Origin of the sequence: Providencia sp. PROV048 (genome assembly GCF_033688165.1) — a bacterium.
Lineage (GTDB): Bacteria > Pseudomonadota > Gammaproteobacteria > Enterobacterales > Enterobacteriaceae > Providencia > Providencia hangzhouensis.
In genome coordinates this window covers 2761045-2786274 of record NZ_CP096360.1, presented here as the reverse complement: position 1 = coordinate 2786274, position 25230 = coordinate 2761045, and the positions used below count along the sequence as shown (strand labels likewise).

At 40.2% G+C, this 25230-nt stretch carries 19 protein-coding genes and 3 tRNA genes; 11 read left to right on the top strand and 11 right to left on the bottom strand.

Translation table 11 applies throughout. The features are described from left to right. The first annotated feature begins 222 nt into the window (after window positions 1-222). Genes ttrB through ttrA form a run of 3 tightly spaced genes read left to right on the top strand, consistent with a single transcriptional unit; the run spans window position 223 to window position 5055 of the window. Complete coding sequence (ttrB, locus tag M1F26_RS12330) at window positions 223-960, top strand: tetrathionate reductase subunit TtrB (protein ID WP_036957869.1); 738 nt, start codon at window positions 223-225, stop codon at window positions 958-960. Beyond that, complete coding sequence (gene ttrC / locus M1F26_RS12325) at window positions 942-1988, top strand: tetrathionate reductase subunit TtrC (protein ID WP_140170734.1); 1047 nt, start codon at window positions 942-944, stop codon at window positions 1986-1988. The genes ttrB and ttrC overlap by 19 nt, the downstream gene beginning before the upstream one ends. After that, complete coding sequence (gene ttrA / locus M1F26_RS12320; RefSeq protein ID WP_140170733.1) at window positions 1981-5055, top strand: tetrathionate reductase subunit TtrA; 3075 nt, start codon at window positions 1981-1983, stop codon at window positions 5053-5055. The genes ttrC and ttrA overlap by 8 nt, the downstream gene beginning before the upstream one ends. A gap of 186 nt (window positions 5056-5241) precedes the next feature. Here the strand turns inward: ttrA and M1F26_RS12315 are convergent, their stop codons facing one another. Both M1F26_RS12315 and M1F26_RS12310 read right to left on the bottom strand, forming a co-directional pair. Continuing rightward, window positions 5242-6249 (bottom strand): nickel/cobalt transporter, encoded by a 1008-nt coding sequence (locus tag M1F26_RS12315; protein ID WP_227528816.1) that lies wholly within the window; start codon window positions 6247-6249, stop codon window positions 5242-5244. Beyond that, window positions 6240-6875, bottom strand: a complete 636-nt coding sequence (locus tag M1F26_RS12310; protein WP_140170732.1) for a DUF1007 family protein — start codon at window positions 6873-6875, stop codon at window positions 6240-6242. The genes M1F26_RS12315 and M1F26_RS12310 overlap by 10 nt, the downstream gene beginning before the upstream one ends. 254 nt (window positions 6876-7129) lie before the next feature. Between M1F26_RS12310 and M1F26_RS12305 the strand changes: the two genes are divergently transcribed. Both M1F26_RS12305 and M1F26_RS12300 read left to right on the top strand, forming a co-directional pair. Next, window positions 7130-8176, top strand: coding sequence for a rhodanese-related sulfurtransferase (locus tag M1F26_RS12305; RefSeq protein WP_140170731.1), 1047 nt, complete (start codon window positions 7130-7132; stop codon window positions 8174-8176). Between the two features lie 328 nt (window positions 8177-8504). Next, entirely contained in the window at window positions 8505-8963 is a 459-nt protein-coding gene (locus M1F26_RS12300; protein WP_036957864.1) for an Hsp20 family protein, read from the top strand. Window positions 8964-9110: 147 nt separating this feature from the next. Here M1F26_RS12300 and M1F26_RS12295 read toward each other — a convergent pair whose 3' ends face one another. The 4 genes from M1F26_RS12295 to M1F26_RS12280 all read right to left on the bottom strand — a co-directional run bounded on the left by M1F26_RS12295 (window position 9111) and on the right by M1F26_RS12280 (window position 11726). Beyond that, the gene (locus M1F26_RS12295) at window positions 9111-9704 is read right to left on the bottom strand and encodes a LuxR C-terminal-related transcriptional regulator (RefSeq protein WP_153673605.1); all 594 of its coding nucleotides are present in this window, start codon (window positions 9702-9704) and stop codon (window positions 9111-9113) included. A gap of 209 nt (window positions 9705-9913) precedes the next feature. Then, window positions 9914-10168 (bottom strand): biofilm formation regulator BssS, encoded by a 255-nt coding sequence (gene bssS, locus M1F26_RS12290; protein ID WP_004255804.1) that lies wholly within the window; start codon window positions 10166-10168, stop codon window positions 9914-9916. A 220-nt stretch (window positions 10169-10388) separates the two neighbouring features. Next, window positions 10389-11438 carry a dihydroorotase gene (pyrC, locus tag M1F26_RS12285; protein WP_112308178.1) on the bottom strand — a complete coding sequence of 350 codons (1050 nt, stop codon included), beginning with the start codon at window positions 11436-11438 and terminating at the stop codon, window positions 10389-10391. A 212-nt stretch (window positions 11439-11650) separates the two neighbouring features. Beyond that, window positions 11651-11726 (bottom strand) — tRNA-Asn (locus M1F26_RS12280). 294 nt (window positions 11727-12020) lie between these two features. Here M1F26_RS12280 and M1F26_RS12275 point away from each other — a divergent pair. Then, window positions 12021-12506: a LysR substrate-binding domain-containing protein gene (locus M1F26_RS12275; RefSeq protein ID WP_226617105.1), complete on the top strand. Its 486-nt coding sequence runs from the start codon at window positions 12021-12023 to the stop codon at window positions 12504-12506. 111 nt (window positions 12507-12617) lie between these two features. Here M1F26_RS12275 and M1F26_RS12270 read toward each other — a convergent pair. The 3 genes from M1F26_RS12270 to M1F26_RS12260 all read right to left on the bottom strand — a co-directional run bounded on the left by M1F26_RS12270 (window position 12618) and on the right by M1F26_RS12260 (window position 13663). Next, window positions 12618-12693 (bottom strand) — tRNA-Asn (locus tag M1F26_RS12270). 255 nt (window positions 12694-12948) lie between these two features. Continuing rightward, window positions 12949-13024: transfer RNA gene (locus tag M1F26_RS12265), tRNA-Asn, on the bottom strand. A gap of 135 nt (window positions 13025-13159) precedes the next feature. After that, on the bottom strand, window positions 13160-13663 hold the full coding sequence (locus tag M1F26_RS12260) for a YlaC family protein (protein WP_140170730.1): 504 nt from the start codon (window positions 13661-13663) through the stop codon (window positions 13160-13162). 479 nt (window positions 13664-14142) lie between these two features. Between M1F26_RS12260 and cspE the strand changes: the two genes are divergently transcribed. The 4 genes from cspE to mgtA all read left to right on the top strand — a co-directional run bounded on the left by cspE (window position 14143) and on the right by mgtA (window position 18593). Then, window positions 14143-14355 carry a transcription antiterminator/RNA stability regulator CspE gene (gene cspE, locus M1F26_RS12255; protein ID WP_004909801.1) on the top strand — a complete coding sequence of 71 codons (213 nt, stop codon included), beginning with the start codon at window positions 14143-14145 and terminating at the stop codon, window positions 14353-14355. A gap of 102 nt (window positions 14356-14457) precedes the next feature. Next, on the top strand, window positions 14458-14649 hold the full coding sequence (gene dsrB, locus M1F26_RS12250; protein WP_004255792.1) for a protein DsrB: 192 nt from the start codon (window positions 14458-14460) through the stop codon (window positions 14647-14649). Window positions 14650-15042: 393 nt separating this feature from the next. Then, complete coding sequence (locus M1F26_RS12245) at window positions 15043-15741, top strand: MgtC family protein (protein ID WP_004255789.1); 699 nt, start codon at window positions 15043-15045, stop codon at window positions 15739-15741. A 149-nt stretch (window positions 15742-15890) separates the two neighbouring features. Beyond that, entirely contained in the window at window positions 15891-18593 is a 2703-nt protein-coding gene (gene mgtA, locus M1F26_RS12240) for a magnesium-translocating P-type ATPase (RefSeq protein WP_140170729.1), read from the top strand. Window positions 18594-18752: 159 nt separating this feature from the next. On the opposite strand, the gene M1F26_RS12235 is transcribed toward mgtA, so the two are convergent. Then, window positions 18753-19064, bottom strand: coding sequence for a DUF5339 domain-containing protein (locus M1F26_RS12235; RefSeq protein WP_004255760.1), 312 nt, complete (start codon window positions 19062-19064; stop codon window positions 18753-18755). A gap of 1047 nt (window positions 19065-20111) precedes the next feature. Between M1F26_RS12235 and fliZ the strand changes: the two genes are divergently transcribed. Beyond that, window positions 20112-20630 carry a flagella biosynthesis regulatory protein FliZ gene (fliZ, locus tag M1F26_RS12230; RefSeq protein ID WP_004255757.1) on the top strand — a complete coding sequence of 173 codons (519 nt, stop codon included), beginning with the start codon at window positions 20112-20114 and terminating at the stop codon, window positions 20628-20630. A 220-nt stretch (window positions 20631-20850) separates the two neighbouring features. Here the strand turns inward: fliZ and putA are convergent, their stop codons facing one another. Then, window positions 20851-24834 (bottom strand): trifunctional transcriptional regulator/proline dehydrogenase/L-glutamate gamma-semialdehyde dehydrogenase, encoded by a 3984-nt coding sequence (gene putA / locus M1F26_RS12225; protein ID WP_318837576.1) that lies wholly within the window; start codon window positions 24832-24834, stop codon window positions 20851-20853. Between the last annotated feature and the right edge of the window lie 396 nt (window positions 24835-25230).

The following is a 25230-nucleotide window of genomic DNA, read 5'->3' as shown; positions in this document are numbered from 1 at the left end:
GCTACGGGTATGTGGTAAACCACAATAGGGCAGTGGCTCCACTCTTCTTACAATGGCACTACAAGCTTTATCAAGATAACCCATCGGGTTTAAAGAGAAATAACAATTTCAGTGGTTATCTTAACGAGACTGTACCCATTGTCAATAACGCATGTAATACAAATAACATATTGATTAATAACTTTTATTTTCGCATTAGCAATGTCAATACTGGAGCCAATTATGGATCTGAGTAAACGAAAATTTCTACAACAAATTGGAGCCGTAACTGCGGGGGCATCGTTGATTCCCATTGCAGAAGCAGGGCTCAATTTTTCCCCGACACGTCGAGAAGGCAATCCAGAAAAACGCTATGGAATGTTGATTGATTTGCGCCGTTGTATCGGTTGCCAATCTTGCACGGTAAGCTGCTCGGTTGAAAACCAAACCCCACAAGGTCAATTTAGAACGACAGTGAATCAATATCAAGTCGCAGTGAAAGGTGAAGAAGGGTTCACCAACGTACTGTTACCCCGTTTATGTAACCACTGTGATAACCCTCCTTGTGTACCTGTATGTCCAGTTCAAGCGACTTTCCAACGTGAAGACGGCATTGTTGTCGTTGATAACGAACGCTGTGTTGGGTGTGCTTATTGTGTGCAAGCCTGCCCATACGATGCTCGCTTTATCAACCACTCTACGCAAACTGCAGATAAATGCACATTCTGCGCTCATCGCTTAGAAGTGGGTTTATTACCTGCTTGTGTTGAATCCTGTGTCGGTGGTGCGCGCATTATTGGGGATTTAAAAGACCCGAACAGTACTATTCGTAAAATGCTGACAGAGCACGAGGCTGAAATCAAAGTACTTAAACCGGAAAGTGGCACATTACCACAAGTTTTCTATATAGGTTTAGATGACGCATTCGTGCAGCCGCTGCAAGGCAAAGGGCAGCCCGCATTATGGCAGGAGGTGTTCTGATGAATGGCCAAGTGACTTATATTTCAGAAATAATGGCTCAGCCACAAGAATTCTTTTGGCTTCCTTGGGCGGTACAATATTTCTTCTTCATTGGGATTGCGTCTTGTGCGGTTCTGTACGCGTGCTATCTTCATTGGAGAAACAAACCTGAAAACAGCCGCTTAGAAATGATCGCTGTATTTATTGCTATCACGATGGGGATCACCGCGCCGTTAGCACTAACCGCAGATTTACACCAAACCGCAAGGGTATGGCATTTTTACGCTCATCCAACAATATGGTCTTGGATGTGGTGGGGCTCTGTATTACTACCATTATTTACCACATTTATTGGTTTATATTTTGTCGCATTAGTGGTGAAGCTGATTTGGAAAAAAGAATTCAAAGCAACGCGTTGGGTTGCCTTGTTGGCCGCACTTTCAGCTATCGGTTTATTGTTATATACCGGCCGTGAAGCCTCAGTGTTAAACGCACGTCCAATTTGGTATAGCTGGTGGATACCGGTATTGATGTTCCTTAGTGCTCTGCAAGCATTACCAGCACTGGTTGGTTTAGGCGCTCGCCGTGAACCTCAATATCAAAACCGCTTAGCGCGTTTTCAAGTTGTGACATTATTATTGTTTGCGGTGTGCTTTGCGTTGTGGTTATCAGGTGACACCACTTCAGGTATTGCAGTACGCCAACAGTTAGATACTGCAAGCCCAGGCTGGTGGATGCTAATGGGGGTTTGTGCACTGTGGTTAATCACTTTTGCAATGTCCGTCAGTAATTTAAAAGCGACCCGTTCTGTTCCATATATTACTATTCTAGCTTTAATTTCAATGGCTTTTGCTTGGTCATTACGTTGGATTTTCCTGATGGAAGTTCAAGCGGTTCCAAAATATAACATTATCGCGAACCCATACCATTTCCCACTGGGAACAGATGGATTATTGGCTATCGTCGGTACATTCGGTTTATGGATTGCGTTAACAATTATTGTTCGTGAAGGTGTTCGCTGGTTTGCGAGGAGAGTGCAACATGGCTAAATTCTCAAGACGTCAATGGCTTAAAGGTGGTTTGGTTTTCGGTGGTATCGCATTATTTGGTGCAAGCTACCGTGATGTTGCCAAACGTGCAGTCGATGGTCTGGTTAATGGTACGTCAGGTAAAGTCACTCTTGATAGGCTTAATGGTAACTCTTTACGCCCTGAAGGACAGGCACTTAAAGGCTGGCAAGAAAACCCAGAACAAGTAGTTGCGATGACCCAGTGTTTTGGTTGTTGGACCCAGTGTGGTATCCGTGCTCGCGTCGATACAGCAAAAAATGAAGTATTGCGTATCGCGGGGAACCCTTATCATCCACTTTCCCATGAAGAGCACTTTCCTTATGGAATGCCACTGAAAACGGCATTTAATAAAATGAGTGGAGAATCAGGCCTTGAACACCGTTCGACAGCCTGTGCTCGTGGTGCGACGTTAATGGAAGGTTTAACGAGCCCATTGCGTATCCTTGAACCGATGAAACGTGTGGGTAAACGCGGCGAAGGTAAATGGGAGCGCATTAGTTTTGAACAACTGATTAAAGAAGTGGTTGAAGGGGGCGATTTATTTGGTGAGGGGCATGTGGATGGCTTACGGGCGATTCGTGACTTAGAAACGCCTTTAGACCCATCTCAACCTAAACTGGGGCCAAAAGCTAACCAATTATTAGTGACCAACGCAGGTGATGACGGCCGTGATGGCTTTATCCGTCGCTTTGCACAAAATGCCTTTGGCAGTAAAAACTTCGGTGCTCACGGTTCTTATTGTGGACTGGCTTACCGTGCGGGTTCCGGTGCATTAATGGATGATTTGGACAAAAATGCCCACGTTAAACCCGATTGGGATAATGTCCGTTTCGCGCTATTCCTAGGGACATCACCTGCACAATCAGGTAACCCATTTAAGCGCCAAGGCCGCCAGTTAGCCACAGCGCGTTTACGTGATTCATTTAACTATGTGGTGGTATCACCTGCATTACCATTAACAACCACTTTAGCGAATGACCACGGTCATTGGGTTCCTGTGCAACCGGGTACGGATGCGGCACTGGTGATGGGGATGATCCGCTGGATCATTGAAAATAACCGTTACAACGCAAAATACCTCAGTGTGCCAAGTGAGAAATCCATGGAAGCCGTGGGGGAGAAAAGCTGGACTAACTCAACACATTTAGTGATCACGGATGATAACCACCCATTAGCAGGTAAATTGTTAATTTCTTCTTATATCACAGGGGAAGGTGACAATGAGAAAGCTTATTTAGTGCAAGATGCTGCGGGTGAATTAAAACTGGCTGATGAAACGCCTACAGCCGAGCTCTTTGTGACACGCCAAGTCACCTTGCACGATGGCAGTGAAGTGATCGTTAAATCTAGCTTCCAGTGTTTAAAAGAAGCGGCAAATCGTATGACTTTGGAAGAATACAGTCAGCGTTGCCATGTTCCAGTGAAAACGATTGAATCGCTGGGTAAAGCATTAACTTCTTATGATAGAAAAGCCGCTGTCATCTCTCATGGCGGTATGATGGGCGGTAATGGTTTCTACACTGCATGGTCAGTTATCATGCTTAACGCATTGATCGGTAACTTGAACTTGAAAGGCGGAGTCTCTGTTGGTGGTGGTAAATTCAATGGGGAAAACGATGGGCCGCGTTATAAAATTGCCAGCTATAAAGGCAAAGTGAAACCTAAAGGTGTGGTGCTGTCGCGCAGTAATGAAGTGTATGAAAAATCAGATGAGTTCAAAGCACGTCAGGCAGCGGGTGAAAACCCATACCCAGCAAAAGCCCCTTGGTACCCGTTTGCTAAAGGTCAACTGACCGAGCAACTAGCATCTGCCTTGATGGGATACCCCTACGCACTGAAAGCGTGGATCACCAATATGACTAACCCTGTATACGGTATTGCAGGTATTCGTCAGGTGATGGAAGAAAAACTGAAAGACCCTAAACACCTGCCGCTGATTATTGGTATTGATGCCTTTATGAATGAAACCACGGCATTGGCAGATTACATTGTTCCAGATACCCATAACTTCGAAAGTTGGGGGTTTAGTGCACCATGGTCTGGCGTGCAGGTCAAAGCCAGCACAGCACGTTGGCCGATTGTTGAGTCACGTACTGCGAAAACTGCGGATGGCCAGCCAGTTTCGATGGAAAGTTTCTGTATCGCTGTAGCGAAAGAACTTAATTTACCCGGCTTTGGCGATAACGTGATTGAGGACATGGATGGCAACATGCATTCACTCAATACAGCGGAAGACTATTACTTAAGAGTGGCTGCCAATATGGCATGGTTAGGGGAAAAACCAGTCCCTGAAGCCGCAACAGAAGATATCCAAATCAGTGGCGTGGAGCGCATTTTACCGGCTATTACACGGACTTTAAAACCAGAGGAAGTTCGCCGTGTTGCCTATATTTTCACACGAGGTGGCCGTTTTGCGCCTTATGAAAAAGCGTGGGATGGCGATGCAACAGGTCCTCAATGGAAAAAAGGCCTACAAATATGGAACCCAACGGTGGCCGTTAATCGCCATGCCATAACCGGTGAACGTTATAGCGGTTGCCCGACGTATTACCCGCCTCGTATGGCGAATGGGGATGATGTGAATGCGGTATTCCCAGAAAAAGAGTGGCCGCTGAAACTGATGTCATTTAAATCCCACGTCATGAGCAGCTCAACGACTGTTATTGAACGTTTACGCCATGTGAAACCGACCAATCTAGTTGCTATCCACCCTGATGATGCAGCGAGAATGGGGGTAAAACATGGAGATTGGATCCGCATCACCACACCGGGTGGCCATGCTGAAGCCCAAGTGAGCGTGCTTGATGGCGTAATGCCGGGTGTGCTAGCAATTGAGCATGGCTATGGTCACACCGAAATGGGGGCGAAGCAGCATTACCTTGATGGCCAGCCAATGCCAATGAATGCGGCAAATGGCTCAGGAATTAACTTAAACGACCTTGGGTTCGCTGACCCGACACGTGAAGTTGCAAACACGTGGTTAGATTGGGTTTCGGGGGCATCGGTACGCCAAGGCTTACCAGCTCGCATTGAGTTAATTGGTTAAATGAAGTAGTAAGGATGGCTAGTGGTGGGGACCTGCATAGCTTCACCATTAGCCATCTGGTAGTTGGCAATAAAATTGGACGTTGTAATAAGTAGTAAGCAGTTGACATTGCGCATAAAACGGTGTGTTACTGCACCGTGACTTCGGCAAATGCCTGGGAGGGGGAGCCCTCCCTTTTTTAATGGTTTATCGCAAGAGTGGCGAAACCGACTGTTCTAAGCCGATGCTTTGTAGCATCAGAACCCCCATCAAAACGAATAAAATACCCGCCAAAATTTTTAGTGTGATTGCCCAATAAGGGGAAAGTGACTTTCCTTTTAAGCGTGATACGCGAACCGCATTATCACGCATTAAATGAACAAAAAGAGCAATTAAACAAATAGTTAATGCTGTCCCCATTGCCATCGCTAAGGCTGCGATAACTCCCCATGCATATACTTCAATGACATAAGAAAACAGCAAGACAAGAATTGCTCCAGAGCAAGGACGGATCCCCATCGATAGGATAATCAATAACTTGCTTTTAAAACTAGATTGTAATTGATGGGATTGGATAACGTGCTGATGACCACAGTCACAGTTGTGCGAGACATTATGGGGCTGAGTTTTAATTATTGCCTTACTTGCTGAATTCAGTGGTTGAATGCTTTTTATCTTGAGTGGTGCCAAGTGTCTTGATTTGCGGATTGACCAGCCACGACGCAATGCGCTGATGCATAAATAGCTACCCAGCAAAATGACAAATAGATAACTCGTTTGCTCTGCATATAAACTGGCTTGGTTGAGATGCTTAGTAGAGAGTTGGAATAGGATCAAGACTAAGGAAACTAAAGTAATCGCAACAAGCCCTTGTAAGAGCGATGCAAGTAAACTAATGATAACACTCTGTTTTAAATGAGTCGCTCGGGTGGCAATATAAGTAGTGATAATTAATTTGCCATGTCCCGGGCCAAGTGCATGTAAAAAACCATACGCAAAACTAGCAACCACCAGTAACCCGCCTGCATACCATGGGCGAGAGGTGGTTTCTTGTAATAGGTAAGATAGCCCTTGGTTTAACTGTTTTTGCCAAGCTAGGCTAAGTTGTAACCATGATCCCCAGTGGGTGTATAGCTGCCAAGCGGCATAGGTAATAATCCCCATAAACAGCGCAGTAATTATTAGTCTTTGCGTACGTAAAGGCATTATGGACATTGAATATCAACCCGTTGTGCAAATTGTTTGCCAAGTGCCAAATCTTCTTCTGGGCTATCACTTTTGTCTAAAGAGAAAGCGTAGGCGCGCATTGAGTCGGTGACATTTGCTTCTTGTAGTTCCATCTGGCAATTTGCGGCAATATCCAAAGGCAGGTGAATTTGCTGTTTATTTGGGTAAGTCATGCTGACGTAGAACGTTGGGTCGTAAGTTTGAATTTCTACATGGGAACCTGCAATAGGCAAGGGCTGCATAAAGGAAGCGCTAAAGAAAAAAACTAAAGAAAAGCCTTCTTTTTCTAAATGATAGCTATCAGGAATACGTTTAAAGCTGACTTTCTTTCCTTGATAATAAAAGTCAGTGAAATAATCCTGCATCAATACATTCGCCATAATAATAGCTTCTTGCTGTTTCCAACGCGGGTCATCCGGTTTAATGCCTTTTAATTCATACGCGATATCCGCTGATGTCATTGGATCCATTTTCCAAACATAGCTAATCCCTGAGTACTTATCTTGTTTACTTTCAAGGGAAATTTGCATCTCAATAAAACTATGAGGGTGTGCCGCTGCGTGTGGAGCAACGATAAACAGAAATAGAAAATAGAAAGGAAAAAATCGCATCATTCAGTCAGCTAAATTGGTTTATCAAAAAAAATGTTATAACATAACGAAATGCAAACTAAAATATCTCGTAGTGATTTAAAATTCAACCTAAAACGATTGGTTAATATTTTTATCACGATAACCCTACAAATAAAGGGTTTTTTATTAACATAATAAGAGGGATAATACTCACCAAGATTTAAATAGGGTGGCAGCTCGCCTGAATTTATTTAAATTAAAATATTATCAATGAGTTAAATAGGATTAAGAACACCATGCCAGTGTTACACAACCAAGTTTCAAATAAAATTTTAAAAGAGCGTATGTTGGCTGAAACGGAGCCCCGTACCACAATCTCTTTTTATAAGTATTTTAATATTCAAGACCCAAACGCATTTCGTAATCAATGGTATCAACAATTTAAAGCATTAAGCGTTTTTGGACGTGTTTATATTGCGAAAGAGGGTATTAACGCGCAAATCAGTGTGCCTGAATCTAATGTGGACGCATTGCGCGAACTTATCTATGCAACAGATCCCGCATTAGAAAACCTACGTTTAAATATTGCCATTGATGATGACGGTAAATCGTTCTGGGTGCTGCGCATGAAGGTCCGTGAACGTGTGGTGGCTGACGGTATTGATGACGAAACATTTAACCCTGCAAATACGGGGCAATATCTAAAAGCTCATGAAGTGAATGAGATGATTGATGACCCAAATACTGTTTTCGTCGATATGCGAAATCATTATGAGTACGAAGTAGGGCGTTTTGATAACGCGATTGAAATACCTTCAGATACATTTAGAGAGCAACTGCCAATGGCGGTGGAAATGCTGCAAGAGCAAAAAGACAAAAATGTCGTAATGTATTGTACTGGTGGGATCCGTTGTGAAAAAGCCAGTGCTTATATGCTGCATAATGGCTTTAAAAATGTTTACCATGTTGAAGGTGGGATTATTGAATACGCACGTAAGGCGAAGGAACAAGGGTTGCCTTTGAGGTTTAAAGGGAAAAACTTTGTTTTTGACAACCGAATGGGAGAGCGTATTACAGAAGACACATTAGCACAATGCCACCAATGTGGTGCACCTTGTGATACACACACCAATTGCCGTAACGATGGCTGTCACTTGCTGTTTATCCAATGCCCTAGCTGTGCAGAAAAGTACGAAGGTTGCTGCAGTTCGTCTTGCACTGAAGAAATGAAACTTCCAGAGCAAGAACAACGCGCACGCCGTGCAGGTCGCGAAGTCAGTAATAAAATCTTTAATAAGTCACGTCACCGTTTATCCGATGGATTATTAAATAAAGATAACTAATTATTGATGTTCTCTATAATAAGAAAGCCCTGTAATTAGGGCTGATTAGAGCAAGATAAAATTAATTGAAATAAAAAATTTATTTCATTCGATGTCATTACGTTGCTTATACCCCATACATTTCGTATGAAATTCATGGGGTATTTGTTTATGGTTTACAGCAGGTAACGCTATTTTGTAAAGAAGTGTAATTTAAGACTTGAAATACGCGTAACTGGCACTATATAAGAATTGCACCAAGAAAGAGCATTATCCCATACTAGGTACACAGGTAATGGTGCATAGTCGTATGTGTTTAGTTTGATATAAAAATATTGAAGGAGAAATTATGTCTAACATTAGATCTTTTTCATTATTCCCAACATTATCCGATAGCTTACTTTCTAACAGATTTGACCAAATGGATCGTTTGTTTAGCCAGCTAACAGGTAATAGGCCTTTAACTTCAGAGCATCCGTATAATTTAAAACAAATAAATGAAACAAGCTATCAATTAACGGTTAGTGTTCCAGGTTATAAGGAAGAGGACTTAAGCGTATCCCTAAAAGGCGGGAAATTGTATGTTCAAGGTGAGCAATCAGCAGAATTAGTTAATGATTCTGAGAAATGGATCCATCAAGGAATAACACAAAATAAGTTTTCCCTTGAATTTAATCTCGGTAAAAATGTGAAGATAGAAAGTGCTGAGTTATCTAGTGGTTTACTAACTCTGGATATTGAATATGAAATCCCGGATGAAGAAAAACCTCGAGTTATCGCTATTGAAAATAAAGATATAAAATCATAGAACTAAAATTTATGACTCGTCAGCAGCAGTTAGAGTGACTTTATAATATTGGACACTTTTGCTGACCGGTTTGTAAGGCCTGATTTCGTTATTCAAACGGAGTCAGGCCTTTTAGTTTTGTTTTAGTCGATTTAAATTAAAACATTTTTAATATAAATATTTAAATACATTATATATAAAAAACAACTCAATTCTATTTTTGACGAAAACTTTAGATGCGATATGTCTTTTCTGTGAATAGACAGTACTATTGCTAATTCCTAGTTTTCGAGAAATAATATGATTGGGTGTCTCATTCATCCAGTTATTAATAATATTTTGTTCTTTAATCGTGAAAATAGATGACTCAATATTATTAGCAAGTTTGGTGATTTTTTCTATTTGTTCATGGTCACGAATAACTTTATCAAGCGTTTGAATAATAATGCTTTTTGATAGAATAAAGTAATTATCCTTTAATAATAATGGGTTGTTTGTTTGCGGATAAGGAGCATTAATATAAATATAAAAGCGTGCATTATTAGTATTACTTAATAACTGCTGTAGAGTAGGGCAGTAATCAGAGTAATTACAATAGTAGGTTAGATTCACCAGTATAATGCTTGGTAGGTTTGTGTTCATAAAACCAATGGCTTCTTTTATACATCCTGTACTAATAAATTCGAGTTTTTTATTTTTAGATAAATATTCTGTAATGCCAAGACGTGTATAATAACATTCATCAATAACTAATATTCGCATTGGAACATCCTTGTTCAAGAAGATGACTTACAATAAATTGGAATTGATAGAGAAGTCAACCAAGGATTAATAAAAACAATAAATAGTGTTCTTATTTGAAATTGCTAATTAGTAATTAATTAATAAGGTAATTATATAAAGACATATAGTTATCTATATAGATGAATAAATTAAATGGATATTAGTGGCACTAATATCCATTTATTTTCCTAGTGTGTTTTAAAATCAAACTCAACATATTCCCCTGATTCTATCTTGTCTACGCCTGCTTGGAGAATATGAATAAGTTGTTTAGCCACATCAGTCGTTAGCCACATGGTTTTATCCACAATAGCATCACCTGTGTGTTTATCTTGCTCGGGGAGGTAGTGCAAACGCAACATCATAGCGTCGTAATCATCGACTGTGCTGATGTCCCAGCCAACTACTGGGTGGGTTTGAATGACATCATTTTTTTTATTCATATAAACCTCCTAATCAAACATCGTGATAAATAATAAATATCTATAACTGACTAAGAGCAATGACCTCGTGATGAGTCCACTTTTAGTATAAGGAGATTTCGCTAATAAGAAAGCAAATAAAACATTTTTTTTGTTTATATAGCAGAAAATGCATAAAACAGATAATAAGGATTGTAAAAATAGAATGGGAAGCATTTTGAACTTCCCATTGGTGTATAAACTACTGACCCAGAGCGACACTCCAGCGAGCATCTTCCCCTGCTAAGAAAGGAACTAGTTTATCATTACAGCAATCAATCGATTCGCAAGTAATATTTTGTTCTTTAGTTAGCGTAATGGTTCCTTCATTTACGGGTAAGTTATAGAATTTAGGACCATTTAGTGAACAAAAAGCTTCGAAATGTACCAAAGCACCAAGCTCTTCAAAAACAGTCGCGTAAGCCGCTAATGCAGTGGGAGCATTAAAGACCCCAGCACAACCACAGGAAGACTCTTTACGTGATTGTATATGTGGTGCGGTGTCGGTACCAAGGAAGAAACGGTCACAACCTGAAGCAACGGCTGCACGTAATGCTTCTTGGTGTACATTACGTTTCAAAATAGGCAAGCAAAATAAGTGCGGCCTTATACCACCAACTAACATATGGTTACGGTTAAACATCAAATGTTGAGGTGTTAAAGTTGCTGCGGTGAATTCATTTGCTTCTTGGACATATTGAGCCGCTTCTTTGGTGGTTATATGTTCAAAAACGACTTTGAGTTTTGGAAACTGTGCCCGTAATGGCGACATAACTTGCTCAATAAACAACGCTTCGCGGTCAAAAATATCGATATGGCTTGCGGTGACTTCACCATGGACCAGCAATGGCATTCCTGCTTGTTCCATCGCAGCTAATACGGGATAAATTTTTTTAATATCAGATACGCCATGACTAGAGTTTGTTGTTGCATTAGCCGGGTAGAGTTTACAGGCAGTAAATACCCCTTCGTTAAAGCCACGAACCACTTCAACAGGATCTGTGCTATCAGTAAGGTAGCAGGTCATTAAAGGGGTAAATTGATGCCCTTCTGGAACCGCTTTTAGGATGCGTTCACGATAAGCTTTTGCGGCTTCAATCGTTGTGACTGGTGGCACTAAATTCGGCATGACAATTGCACGGCCAAAAAATTCACTGGTATAGGGAACGACCGTTTTTAACATATCATCATCGCGAAAATGAACATGCCAATCATCAGGGCGGCGGATCGTTAGGGTAGTTACAGTTGACATTAAACCGGCTCCATAGGGGAAGAGTGAATGATGAGCGAGTGCTCAAGCCGGAATAGAATGATAAAGGTAAAGTAAAAAAATAGCTATGAGAAATCACGATTATAGCTTATTTCAGGGATAGATCGCGCAAATAACGTAAATAGGTGGCTTATTTAGTTCGTTCAATAGCAAAAAACCTGCTTAAGTTTCCTTAAGCAGGTTTTTCTAAATTTTGGCTCCTCCAGCTGGACTCGAACCAGCGACATACGGATTAACAGTCCGCCGTTCTACCGACTGAACTATGGAGGAACTCCTTGGTACGCAGAGGATATTAGCTTTCTCTCACCGCATTGTCAAAGGAGAATATCGAAAAAATTGTTTGTTTGCCTGTTATCTGTGCGAACTGTCGGAAGTTTGATCGAAAATAGAGTAGTGGTGATTAATCAAGGCCATACACTAACGAAAAGACTGAGACAAATCTGAGTTGATGAGCGGTATATTATTTCAAGTTTAGAGGTTAATCGTAGTTAATCACTACTAAGTCATGGATGGATATAAAGTAGTTTAATTTTTATCGCGGAAAGTGATACTGAAGATGATTCCTTGCGCAGTGGCAAGGTGGATTTGGTTATCGGTTCCTCTCGAGACTGGCATCCTGAAATTAAGGCTCAGAGCTTATTTAATAGTACTTTTCAGGCATTAGTTCGCCCAGAGCATCCAATTATCGGGCAGGTGACGCCTGAAAGCTTAACGCATTACCCACATATTAGCGTATCGCGCCGAGGGCGTACATTGGGGCCAATTGATGACGCATTACGCGACCTTCAATTACAGCGTAATGTTGCATTGACTTTACCTAGTTTTCATTCAGCCATGATGTTAACTATGAACTCTGACTATATTTTGCCGCTCCCTCGTCATGTGCTGCAAGGGGTAAAGAGTGTTAATTTGCCATTGGTTGAAATTGAACTTCCTTTGGGATTGGTGCCTATATTTATCGTGCAAGCATGGCACCCAAGGTTAGATAGGGACCCTGCGCATCAATGGTTACGCCAGACGATTAAACAATTTTTTCTAGAGAAAGAATAAGTATTTATTTTATGGTGGGAACTCTTGTATTTGCCGTAAGTAAAGTAATGCTAAGAAGAGTGATTTTTAGGTAGATAGCAAAAAGCCCGCATTAAGCGGGCTTTTTAAATTTGGCTCCTCCAGCTGGACTTGAACCAGCGACATACGGATTAACAGTCCGCCGTTCTACCGACTGAACTATGGAGGAATTGCTTTGTTCCTGAGAACGAGGCGCATATTACCCATCCTGTTCACTGTTGTAAAGTATAAAAATGAAAAAAATAGCCAAGTGGGCGTTAAGTAATCGATTTGGTGGTTATCTATCCTAATATATGATGCGTAATGCATACCAGATGGATTATGAGAGGTGCTAGGAGATCATTGATAGTAGAGATGAATGATATAATGGTGATATATATTTAGCAGATAGCAAAAAGCCCGCATTAAGCGGGCTTTTTAAATTTGGCTCCTCCAGCTGGACTTGAACCAGCGACATACGGATTAACAGTCCGCCGTTCTACCGACTGAACTATGGAGGAATTGCTTGTTCCTGAGAACGAGGCGCATATTAACGATATCATCTCAGGCTGTCAATCATAAAAACAGAAAAAATATCCAACTGCTCATTCAATGCACATTGTGACGAAGTTTTACTCTAGTTAATTGATATTGAATTAATTTTGAGTTGCAAGTGTACCAGGTAATTGCGTAGAAACTTCAGGATAAGCGACATGATAGATATCATAAAAGGAAATCATTCCTTTTAATGCAATTAAACGCGATATTTCTTGTTTTATAGCAGAGCTAACATCTTGTGAATCAATGATTTTGCTTATCGCATTATCAGAAACTGGTTCAGTAACAAACCATTCCCCGTTATAACAGACACGTAAATCTAAGACGCCAATATCTTCAAAGTGATAAACAGGTTTGATGTCAAAAAGTAGTACACTTGCTAATACAATAAAAAGAATGGTGATACCCAGAGCCCAATAAGGACCAAAATAAGGGGCGTACCAAAGAATAATGGCTAGGGGGACATAAGCCGCAACCATACCAATACATAAATAAGGGTGGTTGGCGAGAAATTGGCTATTAAAATAAGGTTTCCCATCACGGTTTTCACGTTTATTGATGGTATCCAAATCTTCGACGAGTATTTGTTTGATAATATCCATGTGTATAACTCTCTGTCAGATATCTATACTAGGAGGGTATCACGAGCCGTTGAGATTGTTATATATCAGTTAAAAAAAATATTTACACAGATTGTCATTGTATCGGATAATTCTTACTGACATTTATTAGGTTGTTGGCTTTTTAAATTAAAGTTTTCTTTAAACTATCAACTAAATGCAGCATTTTTGTTAACGTTATAGCCGATAAAAGTGACGCAATCGAAAAAACAGCATATTTTTGAGGTTTGCTCGTATAAAATAGTTGCTATTATCTTTAAGTCATGAGTTAATGAGTGTCGGCCTGTTTAGCAGTCCTATTTGATGTATGATTACTGAGTTAGTGTGTTCTAAAGAAGAAAGTTATCACAGATAGCCTTTGACCGTGACGCTTCATCTTGGTGTTTCCCTGATTAAATAGTTGACTCTGGCCCGTATATGCCAAAAGGCAAGTTTTTTTGATGTTATATAGGAAAAGTCAAATGTCCGACAAAATGAAAGGTCAAGTTAAGTGGTTCAACGAGTCTAAAGGCTTCGGTTTCATCACTCCAGCTGATGGTAGCAAAGACGTTTTCGTCCACTTCTCTGCCATTCAGGGCAATGGTTTCAAAACTCTGGCTGAAGGTCAGCAAGTTGAATTCACCATTGAAAACGGTGCAAAAGGCCCAGCAGCTGCTAACGTAACTGCTATCTAAGCTAATTGCTTAACTGATTTTCTAAAGCCCGTCATTTTTAATGACGGGCTTTTTCGTATGCGCTACATTTATGGTTAATATATTTTGTTGGAAAAGAATGTTATGAATATTAATGACCGTGTTTATGTAAAAACAGACGGAGAAGAGCGTCGAGAAGGAACTATTTTACTTATTGAACCCTTCAATGAAGGGGTAATGTATTTAATTGCATTACCTGATTACCCTGAAGGTATTTGGTTCTTTAATGAAAAAGAAGGCGATGAAGGGATTTTTGTTACGCCAATTGAAAGATAAGTTCAATTTAATGGGCACTTTGTCCTTTACTTAATAATTTTCCCCACTTATACTCCTTCCATCTTTTACTTAGGAGATTATTACTTGGACAGTCAGAGTTGGAATAAAAACTTAATTTAATGGCAAGCCAGTAATCGTCTTTTCTTTTCACTGCTTGCCACAACGGCGGGCGGTGTCTGATGTTTTCTCATCATACTACTCCCTTATAATTGTATTTCATTAGATAGCGTATTATAGCTGTATTGAGTGTGTATTATGTTGGTCTATATTTATTCTTTATTTCCTCCAGGCAATAGCTAATGGTTTTTGAGTAATTATTTTACTCAAAATATGGCTATATGCTTTTTATTAAGCATATAAATCATTATCCAAGTTATTTTTGGAGGGATTATCATGCTTTTTTCCCCTGATATTTTAAATTTGCTGTCTGCTATGTGTTTTGGTGCATTAATTGGTGCTGAGCGCCAGTGGCGTCAACGAATGGCGGGCTTGAGAACTAATGCACTGGTTGCAACCGGAGCGGCGGTATTTATTTTAAGTTCTGTAACAACATCACCTGATAGTCCTGGTCGTATTGCTGCCCAAGTGGTGTCAGGAATTGGTTTTCTCGGTGCGGGAGTGATTATGCGTGAAGGCATGAACATCCGAGGCCTAAATACTGCGGCAACGCTTTGGTGTTCCGCGGGGATCGGTGTTTTATGTGGATTAGGCCAGTATTCTTTGGCCTTGATGGCAACGTTATTAATTTTATGCGCCAATATTTTATTAAGAGAAGCCGCTTCACGAATTAATAAACAACCACAACAGCAAGCACTCGATGTAGAGCAACGTTATAAAATTCGCGTGATGTGCCATCAAACGGATGAAATTTTAGTAAGAACTCTTATTTTACAAGCAATTAATGGACTGCATATTCGGCTGCAATCGTTAAGTAGTGCAGACACACTAAAGCCTGAGCAGCTAGAAGTGTGTGCTGAATTTCTTGCGACACCTGCCGAGCAAAAAGAAATTGAAGCATTGGTATGCAGAATAAGCCTTGAGCAAAGTGTTAGTGCTATCAATTGGAAAGTGGCATCAGAGCTACCGGCCTGATGACTTTAAATTAACTCACTATAGGAGCTGAAATGGACGACCACCCTCCGTCATGGAGTAGTAAATTGGAACTATCTAACTGATAATAAACTAATTTTATTTCAGTTGGATAGCGTTAAAATCACGAGTGTTGTATTCGAGACAACGTTATGACTGAAATAAGACAACCGCGCAAAAGCGTCAAAGCCGCTGCACGCCAAAAATTTATTGTTGGCGAACAAGCGAGTAAAAATATTGAGCAAGTGCTCAGTGAATATCAAACAAATCTATTAGGCTTATCAGAGAATGAGGCGATGGACCGTCTTGTGACTGAAGGTGAAAATGAAGTTGCTCATGAAAAAGCCCCTCCAGCATGGAAGCAACTACTCACTTCTTTTAAAAATCCATTTATATTCGTACTGATTGTATTAGCTGTTGTTAGCTTTTTTACGGATTATGTTATTCCTGAACGCCAAGGCGAAGAAACAGATTTAACCGGCGTGATTATTATTGTCACAATGGTTTTATTGAGTGTTTTTTTACGTTTTTGGCAAGAGTATCGTACCAATAAGGCTGCGGAAGCATTGAAATCTTTAGTTCGTACGACGGCTACTGTATTTCGTCGTGATAATAAAACGGGGCGTTCTGTTAGAAAAGAGGTACCGATCAAATGCTTAGTACCTGGGGATATTGTGTTGCTATCCGCTGGAGATATGGTTCCTGCTGATTTAAAGCTAGTCGAATCAAGGGACTTGTTTATCAGCCAAGCCATTCTAACAGGGGAATCAATACCTGTAGAAAAATACGACACATTAGGTGACGTTTCAGCCAAAAATTTAGATCCCGTATCGCCAACTGAAAATGAACTGTTAGAAATTTCAAATATTTGTTTAATGGGAACCAATGTTACCAGCGGGACGGCGCGTGGAATTGTGGTGGCAACGGGTGGGAAAACCTATCTAGGCTCGCTGGCCAAATCTATTGTGGGGAGTCGTGCGCAAACTTCGTTTGACCGTGGTGTGAATAGCGTAAGCTGGTTATTGATTCGCTTTATGTTAGTCATGGTACCAATCGTCTTACTTATCAATGGGTTTACAAAAGGAGATTGGTTCGAAGCAACACTATTTTCACTGGCGGTTGCCGTGGGTTTAACACCGGAAATGTTACCGATGATTGTTAGCTCGAATTTAGCCAAAGGTGCAATTGCCATGTCAAAGCACAAGGTGATTGTTAAAAGGTTAAATGCTATCCAAAACTTTGGCGCAATGGATGTGCTGTGTACGGATAAAACGGGAACATTGACGCAAGATCGTATTATTTTAGAACATTATTTGGACAGCAATGGGCAAAAAAATAGTAAAATTTTGCAACTAGCTTGGCTAAACAGCTTCCACCAAAGTGGGGCTAAAAATATGATGGATCAGGCAATTATTCGTCGTGGTAGAGGGAACAGTGAAGTTGAGCAGCTAAAAGTATTCCAAAAAATTGATGAGTTACCCTTTGATTTTATTCGACGCAAATTGTCAGTGACAGTACGAACACCGAAAGGCGAAGCTCTACTTATTTGTAAAGGTGCCGCGGAGGAAATGTTAGCTGTCTGCCAAAGTTACCAACAAGATGGTGAACTGCATTTACTTGACGACCAAGCAAGGGTAAAAATTACTGAGCTAGTGAGTGATTATAACAGACAAGGATTTCGTGTATTGTTACTTGCAACTCGTCGTTTGAATGATGCTGAAGCCCGCATACCGCTTTCAACTCAAGCTGAGCATCAGTTAGAACTACAAGGCATTTTAACTTTTCTTGACCCAGCAAAAGAAAGCGCAATTTCAGCCATTGCAGCGCTACGTGAAAATGGTGTTACGGTGAAGGTGTTGACGGGTGATAATGCGATTATTACCGAAAAAATTTGTCGTGATGTTGGTCTAAATATCAGTGAAATCATGACTGGTCTGGAAATTGAGGCTTTGACGGACGAAGAGCTCGGTCAGAAAGTTGAGCAGGTTTCAGTTTTTTGTAAATTAACACCTTTGCAAAAATCCCGTATTTTAAAGCGGTTACAAGCAAATGGGCATACAGTTGGCTTTCTTGGTGATGGGATTAACGATGCACCGGCATTACGTGATGCTGATGTGGGAATTTCAGTTGATACAGGGACGGACATTGCTAAGGAATCTGCGGATATTATCTTACTTGAAAAAGATTTAATGGTATTAGAGCAGGGGGTGATTAAAGGACGTGAAACTTTCGGCAATATTATTAAATACTTAAATATGACAGCGAGCTCTAACTTCGGTAACGTATTTTCTGTATTGATTGCCAGTGCATTTATTCCCTTCTTACCGATGCTAGCCATTCATTTGCTCGTTCAAAACTTACTGTATGATATTTCCCAGCTTGCATTACCCTGGGATAAAATGGATAAAGAGTTTTTAAAACGTCCTCGCAAGTGGGATGCGAAAAATATTGGCCGCTTTATGATTTGGATTGGACCAACCTCATCTATCTTTGATATCACAACTTTTGCGTTAATGTGGTATGTATTCCAAGCGAATAGTGTCGCCCATGAAGCGCTGTTCCAATCAGGTTGGTTTGTTGAAGGATTACTTTCACAGACGTTGGTTGTTCATATGTTAAGAACACAAAAAATACCGTTTATACAAAGCACTGCCGCATTACCTGTTATGTTAACAACAGGGTTAATTATGGCTCTTGGTTTATATATTCCATTTTCTTCATTTGGTGAAATGATAGGGTTACAACCGTTGCCAATAGAATATTTCCCATGGCTCGCTCTCACATTAGTCAGTTATTGTGTTGTAGCTCAACTAATGAAGCAATTTTATATTAAACGTTTTGCAACGTGGTTATAAAATAATGTTAAAAGGTGTGAGGCCAAGGGGGGCTTGCACCTTTGGGTAGCTATATCGTATGGGTTATTTGATATTTATTGTAACTCATTAATATTCATAAAATAAAAAGAGCCATAATAATAATGGCTCTTTTTGATTACAGAATAAAAAGAATAGGGCTTATTGCAGGCCTAAAGCAGTTTTCATCTGTTTCATTGCATCAATACCCTGTTGGCAAGCTTTATCTTGCTGGTCTTTAGGTAGTGCAGCAACCTGTTTTTTACCCTCTTCCAGTTGACCTTTCATTGCGTCTAACTGAGCTTTTGCTTGCGGGTTTTCTGAAGCTTTAGCAATTAAGCTATCAACTTCAGCGAAGTAAGCGTTACAAGTTTCAGTTGCGCCAGCAACTTCACCTTTTTTCTCTTCTTCTGAACAAGCAGTGATTGTCAGTGCCAATAAACCCATACCACAAGCTAAAATCAACTTTTTCATAATCAACCTTATTAAAATTATTTATATAGCGAATTGAGTATATAAGAGATGTTTTTAATATCAAACGTGACAAATCCTAAAATAATACATCGGTTAATTAATTAAATTTCAATTTAATTGGGCTATCGTATTTTGTTTTAGCTCATTTCCGTTACATAAATTCACGGGGACAAATAAGTTGTTTTTTATCATTATGTTATAGGTTGTCTTTAACTATTCTATGTTTGTCTAGAGTAATTGGTAAGTGGAAGAAAAATGGAAAGCAGATAAAAGAAGTATGAGGGCTATTAGGGTAAGGGGATAATGGTTAGTTAATTTAATAAATATATTTTTTGACGAAAATTATGTTTTAGCTACCAAGATAGAATAATACGTCATACGTGTATTTACCTATAAAAATGCCTATATAAGCCTTTTTAATATCGTTATAACGTTTTTTTATATGCGATTAAATATATTAAAAAATCGTTTATTTGTAACAAAATGTTTACGGTCGAATGATAAGTTTTCACTATGAAATATTTATAGAATTAATGGCTGTTCATTTAAGATGCAATTATAGATGTGAAAGGTGAGCTAGTTCACAAATTTAAGAATAAAACCTTTGTATAGGTACCAGTTTGATTTTTAAATTAAATTTTCTTTGTACGAAGATGAAATTATCAGGTAGAGTCTTTGTTTTTAAGCGAACTAATGAAGAAATATCGCTTAACTTATGGTTAATGATAAGTGTACAGGGTTAACGACAATTAAGTTAATTTTGTTGACGCTAACTCAAATTCATACCAAAATTGACTCACCGTAGAAATTCGCCAAAGAGCGAGAGACGGGTTAGAATGTTTTTAACAAAGGGCGATAACTTTTCTTACTGTACATTTTTAGAATGATGAGTTCTCTAAAGGTAAAGTAAGGATATATGATATGGGTTCACCATATCGCAATGCAACATAGCAGATATTATATTAATGCTATGGGCATACAATGTATGTAGCCTGACTTATCTGGTTACAATTTTATATTTAGACTTACACACAGGGCTTTACCATTATGTCTGCTTCTATTGTAAAGAAACGGCCTCTGAGTCGTTACATCAAAGATTTTAAACACAGCCAAACTCATTGTGCACACTGTCACAAAACCCTTGATCGCATCTCTTTAGTTTTCAACGATGACATCTTAAATAAAGAAGCTATCGCTGACATGACTGAATTGGTTGATGAAGGCACTTGGGGGGAGCTGCAAGATAAATTTACTGCACTTTGTCGTTTTTGTAGTGAAATTTATTGCAATAGTAATACTGATTATTTTGATATTATGTCATTTAAACAGTATTTATTCTTACAGACTGAGATGAGCCATAGTACGGTTCGTGAATATGTTGTTCGCTTACGCCGTTTAGATGAATTGTTATCTTCCTCTAATTTTTCTATGAAAGAATTTACTGCGAGTAAAGTTCAAGAAGAGTTGAGTGAAAAAATGACAGATTCTGCATTTAGTAATTACAATATTGCATTACGTAAATATGAACAATATTTATTCTGGGAATCAGAAAAGTGCAATAATTAGAATGACATATTGAAAATAAGCATTGCTATTTTCTTTGTTGTTTTTAAGTAATGGTGTCCTCGTGGACACCTTTTATGTTTTTAGCTGACAGCTCTTTGGGATAGCACTTATCTGATAGGAAGCACGACAGTTATTCTTATGAGATAAGTGTATTTTTAAATAAATATGTAATCATGTATGGCCTGGCCTTCGTAGATAACGAAGCCAGGCCTTTTACTTATTACCCAATCGTCATTAAGCTAGCATTACCACCTGCTGCAGCGGTATTGACACTCAATGAACGTTCATGAAGTAGGCGTTCAGTCATCAGGTTAGTTTCACCACGTTCAAAGCCTTGAACTGAAATAATTGGCCCTTTACGTTGTGCAACCACCGCGCAAACTTCTTTTAACTGATCGCTGTCACCATGATAAATAACCCCTTCGATTGGCTCTTTCGATTCTATCCAGTTTTTGGTTATCGATATGGTTTTTCTCACTTTTTCAGGTAGTGACTTAAACAGCTTCTGATGGAGCTCACTATCTGACCATAACACCTGACAACCCGCAGAAAGTACAGCTGTTAGCTGGGTTAAGCAATCTTGTTCATTATCGCTAAGGCATAAAATCAAACCACGCGGGCGCAAGGTATAGGTATTTCTTTCTCCTGTTGGGCCCGGTAATACACGGGTGGTTCCTGTTTGACTATGGCGTGTAAATAGCTCAATCACGGAAGGCGAAATAACCGAGTTTTGTTTTTCAGACCATTGTGTAAGTGCTTCAAATGGTTCAAGTAAAACAGTTTTAGCACTGGCATCCATGGGTAAATGGCTATCTTGTCGCTCTAAGGTATTTGAAACTGCGTTATCTGGACGTTCGCTTAATAAACGGTAAAGGTATAATGGCCCACCTGCTTTAGGCCCAGTTCCAGATAAACCTTCACCACCAAAAGGTTGCACCCCAACAACGGCGCCAACCATATTGCGGTTTACGTACAGATTGCCAACTTTAGCTTTTGAAACAACTTGGTTGATAGTTTCATCGATACGAGTGTGAACACCAAGTGTCAGTCCATAACCGGCTGCATTAATTTGTTCAACAAGTGCTTCTAACTCATCTCGTTTAAAACGTACAACGTGCAGAACAGGACCAAAGATCTCTTTTTTCAGCTCACTAACATCATCAAGTTCTATTAATGTTGGCTTAATATAGGTTCCTTCCTGTTGCTCTTGCTGATCATCATGGTTCTCAAATGCTGCTTGGAAGACCGATTTCCCTTTGCTGCGCATTTTTTGAATATGTTGATCGATATTCTCTTTTGCTTCATGGTCAATCACAGGGCCTATATCGGTTGATAAATGCTCAGGGTTCCCCATACGGCACTCTTCCATTGCGCCTTTTAACATACGAATCGTTCTATCTGCGACATCCTCTTGGATACATAAAATGCGCAGTGCCGAACAACGTTGGCCCGCGCTATCAAAAGCAGATGCGACGACATCAGTGACAACCTGTTCTGTGAGTGCAGAAGAATCAACTATCATTGCATTTAATCCGCCGGTTTCTGCAATCAGCGGGGTAGGCCGTCCTTGTGCATCTAAGCGCCCTGCAATATTACGTTGAAGTAACCCTGCGACTTCTGTTGACCCTGTAAACATGACCCCGCGAACACGAGTATCACCAACGAGTTGAGCGCCAATGGTTTCACCTTTACCCGGTAAAAATTGCAGTACATCGCGAGGAATGCCCGCTTGATGCAAAATAGATACCGCGATAGCGCCGATTAATGGTGTTTGTTCAGCTGGTTTCGCGAGTACGGTGTTACCTGCTGCGAGAGCCGCAGCAATTTGGCCTGAAAATATTGCTAACGGGAAGTTCCACGGACTAATACAGACCACAGGCCCTAAAGGACGGTGTGTGTTGTTATCAAAATCATTCTTGACTTGGGTTGCATAGTAATTAAGAAAATCTACCGCTTCCCTAACTTCCGCAATCGCATTGTTGTAGGTTTTACCGGCTTCACGTACTAAAATATCTAACAGCGGTTGTAACTGTTGCTCCATGAGGTCAGCGGCTCGTAATAAGATGGCCGCTCGTTCAGAAGGAGGCGTTGCGAACCAGATAGTACCTGCATTGTTAGCGGTATTTAATGCATGTTCAGCTTCTTGTTCTGTTGTTTCACGAACGTGGCCGACAATATCTTTGTGGCAGGCAGGGTTAATAATTGGTGTCGCATCGGGCAATGTTTGCGAAGCTTGGAAGTCGCCCCCTAACAGTGGTTCTGCCATTTTTTGCTGCATAGCCGCACTCAGTAGGGCACTTGATAGCGAAGCCAGTCGATGCTCGTTTGATAGGTCAAGCCCCATCGAATTCACACGCTCTTGCCCATATAAATCACGTGGTAACGGAATTTTTGGATGCGGTAAACCAATTTGTCCTTCAGTTTTAGACAGTTCTAAAACATCTTTAACTGGGTCGGCAACTAATTCATCTAGAGGAATAGTGGTATCAGCGATACGGTTTACAAATGAAGTATTTGCGCCATTTTCTAACAATCGACGCACCAAGTAGGCAAGTAGCGTCTCGTGAGTACCGACTGGTGCATAAATACGGCAAGGGCGGTTTAGTTTGCCATCAGCAACTTTACCAACCACTTGTTCATAAAGTGGCTCACCCATTCCATGTAGGCATTGGAATTCGTATTGACCAGGGTAGTAGTTTTTACCTGCAATTTGGTAGATAGCAGAGAGAGTATGTGCATTATGTGTTGCAAACTGCGGGTAAATTAAATTGGGAACCGACAACAGTTTTCGTGCACAGGCAATATAAGAAACGTCAGTATACACCTTACGCGTATAAACTGGATAACCTTCTAGCCCATCTATTTGTGCGCGCTTGATTTCACTGTCCCAATAAGCACCTTTTACTAGGCGGATCATTAAGCGACGTTGGCTGCGTTCAGCTAAATTTATGATTGAGTCAATCACAAATGGGCAGCGTTTTTGATAGGCCTGAATTACAAAGCCAATCCCATTCCAACCCGCGAGTTGTGGCTCAAAACAGAGTTTTTCTAGCAAATCTAAAGAGATTTCTAAGCGGTCGGCTTCTTCTGCGTCAATATTAATCCCTACATCGTATTGGTGCGCTTGTAATACGAGGGATAATAGGCGTGGATAAAGTTCTTCCATCACGCGAGAGTATTGTGCGCGATTATAACGTGGATGTAATGCAGATAGCTTAATTGAAATACCAGGGCCTTCATAAATGCCGCGGCCATTTGATGCTTTACCAATCGCGTGGATAGCTTGTTGGTAAGACACCATGTAATCTTGTGCATCTTTTTCCGTTAATGCGGCTTCACCCAACATGTCGTAGGAATAGCGGAAGCCTTTATCTTCGAGCTTTCGCGCGTTAGCGAGTGCTTGGGAGATAGTTTCGCCAGTAACAAATTGCTCTCCCATAAGGCGCATCGCCATATCAACACCTTTACGTACCAGTGGTTCACCACTTTTACTAATGATGCGATTAAGTGAGGTTGAGAGTTTAGCTTCATTATGCGTAGAAACTAATTTCCCCGTAAATAGCAGACCCCAAGTTGCAGCATTAACAAACATTGAGCTACTTTGGCCGAGGTGTGATTGCCAGTTTCCATTGCTGATTTTGTCACGGATAAGTGCATCACGAGTTGCTTTATCAGGAATACGTAATAAGGCCTCTGCGAGACACATTAATGCGACACCTTCCTGAGATGAAAGTGAAAACTCTTGAAGTAAGCCTTGAACCAAACCTGACCGGCCGATACCATTTTTTTGATTACGCAGTTTTTCAGCGATTGAATAAGCTAATTTATGAGCAGCTTCAGCTTGTTCTGTAGGGAGCTGTGCTTGTTGTAACAACATTGGTACGGCTTGTGTTTCAGGAATTCGGTAAGCAGAAGTAATTGCAGAGCGTTTTACAGATTGTGGTAAAATGTGCTCTGCGAAATCTAAGAATGGTTGATAGTTAGATTCAACGGTGGTGTCTTCATCAGAAGTTTGATTTTCTTTTACATCGATACCCGGTGCGAGCTCTGGAAAGGCTTGGCCATTATCGAGTTGTTCTAGGTAATTATAAATAGCTTGTTTGATAAGCCAGTGTGATGTGCGGTCAAGACGCTGAGCGGCATTTTTAATGCGTTCACGAGTTGCTTCATCAAGTCTCACACCCATAGTTGTTGTGCTACTCATCTTAATTCCTCTAGGTCACGAGTCATTTTAATCAAAAAGTTACACCACATTATCTTAATGTTGCAACTTTGTGCAACATTGTTAAGCGTGATTTCTGAAGAAAATGTGAAACATATCGGGTTTTTTAAGTTTTAATATTTTCAAGTAAATCATTTTTGATTTATTTATTATATTTTACATGTAGTTATGTTTATTTTGTTTTAGGTGGAATAGTTAAACATTCGATTGTGAATTTAAGTTTAAATTTTAACATTTGTGATATGGATTCTATTTATGCAATAAAAAATAGTTAATTTCTTGTTAATTTAATACGACTCTGTCTAGGATGGGGCAGCTAAGATATTAAGTTAGTGCAACACAAACAATCACAACCTATTTGGTGTTCGCACAGATAAA

Coding starts and splice junctions, on each gene's coding strand:
- ttrB (WP_036957869.1), top strand. CDS start 223: ATGGATCTGAGTAAACGAAAATTTCTACAACAAATTGGAGCCGTAACT.
- ttrC (WP_140170734.1), top strand. CDS start 942: ATGGCAGGAGGTGTTCTGATGAATGGCCAAGTGACTTATATTTCAGAA.
- ttrA (WP_140170733.1), top strand. CDS start 1,981: ATGGCTAAATTCTCAAGACGTCAATGGCTTAAAGGTGGTTTGGTTTTC.
- M1F26_RS12315 (WP_227528816.1), bottom strand. CDS start 6,249: ATGTCCATAATGCCTTTACGTACGCAAAGACTAATAATTACTGCGCTG.
- M1F26_RS12310 (WP_140170732.1), bottom strand. CDS start 6,875: ATGATGCGATTTTTTCCTTTCTATTTTCTATTTCTGTTTATCGTTGCT.
- M1F26_RS12305 (WP_140170731.1), top strand. CDS start 7,130: ATGCCAGTGTTACACAACCAAGTTTCAAATAAAATTTTAAAAGAGCGT.
- M1F26_RS12300 (WP_036957864.1), top strand. CDS start 8,505: ATGTCTAACATTAGATCTTTTTCATTATTCCCAACATTATCCGATAGC.
- M1F26_RS12295 (WP_153673605.1), bottom strand. CDS start 9,704: ATGCGAATATTAGTTATTGATGAATGTTATTATACACGTCTTGGCATT.
- bssS (WP_004255804.1), bottom strand. CDS start 10,168: ATGAATAAAAAAAATGATGTCATTCAAACCCACCCAGTAGTTGGCTGG.
- pyrC (WP_112308178.1), bottom strand. CDS start 11,438: ATGTCAACTGTAACTACCCTAACGATCCGCCGCCCTGATGATTGGCAT.
- M1F26_RS12260 (WP_140170730.1), bottom strand. CDS start 13,663: ATGGATATTATCAAACAAATACTCGTCGAAGATTTGGATACCATCAAT.
- cspE (WP_004909801.1), top strand. CDS start 14,143: ATGTCCGACAAAATGAAAGGTCAAGTTAAGTGGTTCAACGAGTCTAAA.
- dsrB (WP_004255792.1), top strand. CDS start 14,458: ATGAATATTAATGACCGTGTTTATGTAAAAACAGACGGAGAAGAGCGT.
- M1F26_RS12245 (WP_004255789.1), top strand. CDS start 15,043: ATGCTTTTTTCCCCTGATATTTTAAATTTGCTGTCTGCTATGTGTTTT.
- mgtA (WP_140170729.1), top strand. CDS start 15,891: ATGACTGAAATAAGACAACCGCGCAAAAGCGTCAAAGCCGCTGCACGC.
- M1F26_RS12235 (WP_004255760.1), bottom strand. CDS start 19,064: ATGAAAAAGTTGATTTTAGCTTGTGGTATGGGTTTATTGGCACTGACA.
- fliZ (WP_004255757.1), top strand. CDS start 20,112: ATGTCTGCTTCTATTGTAAAGAAACGGCCTCTGAGTCGTTACATCAAA.
- putA (WP_318837576.1), bottom strand. CDS start 24,834: ATGAGTAGCACAACAACTATGGGTGTGAGACTTGATGAAGCAACTCGT.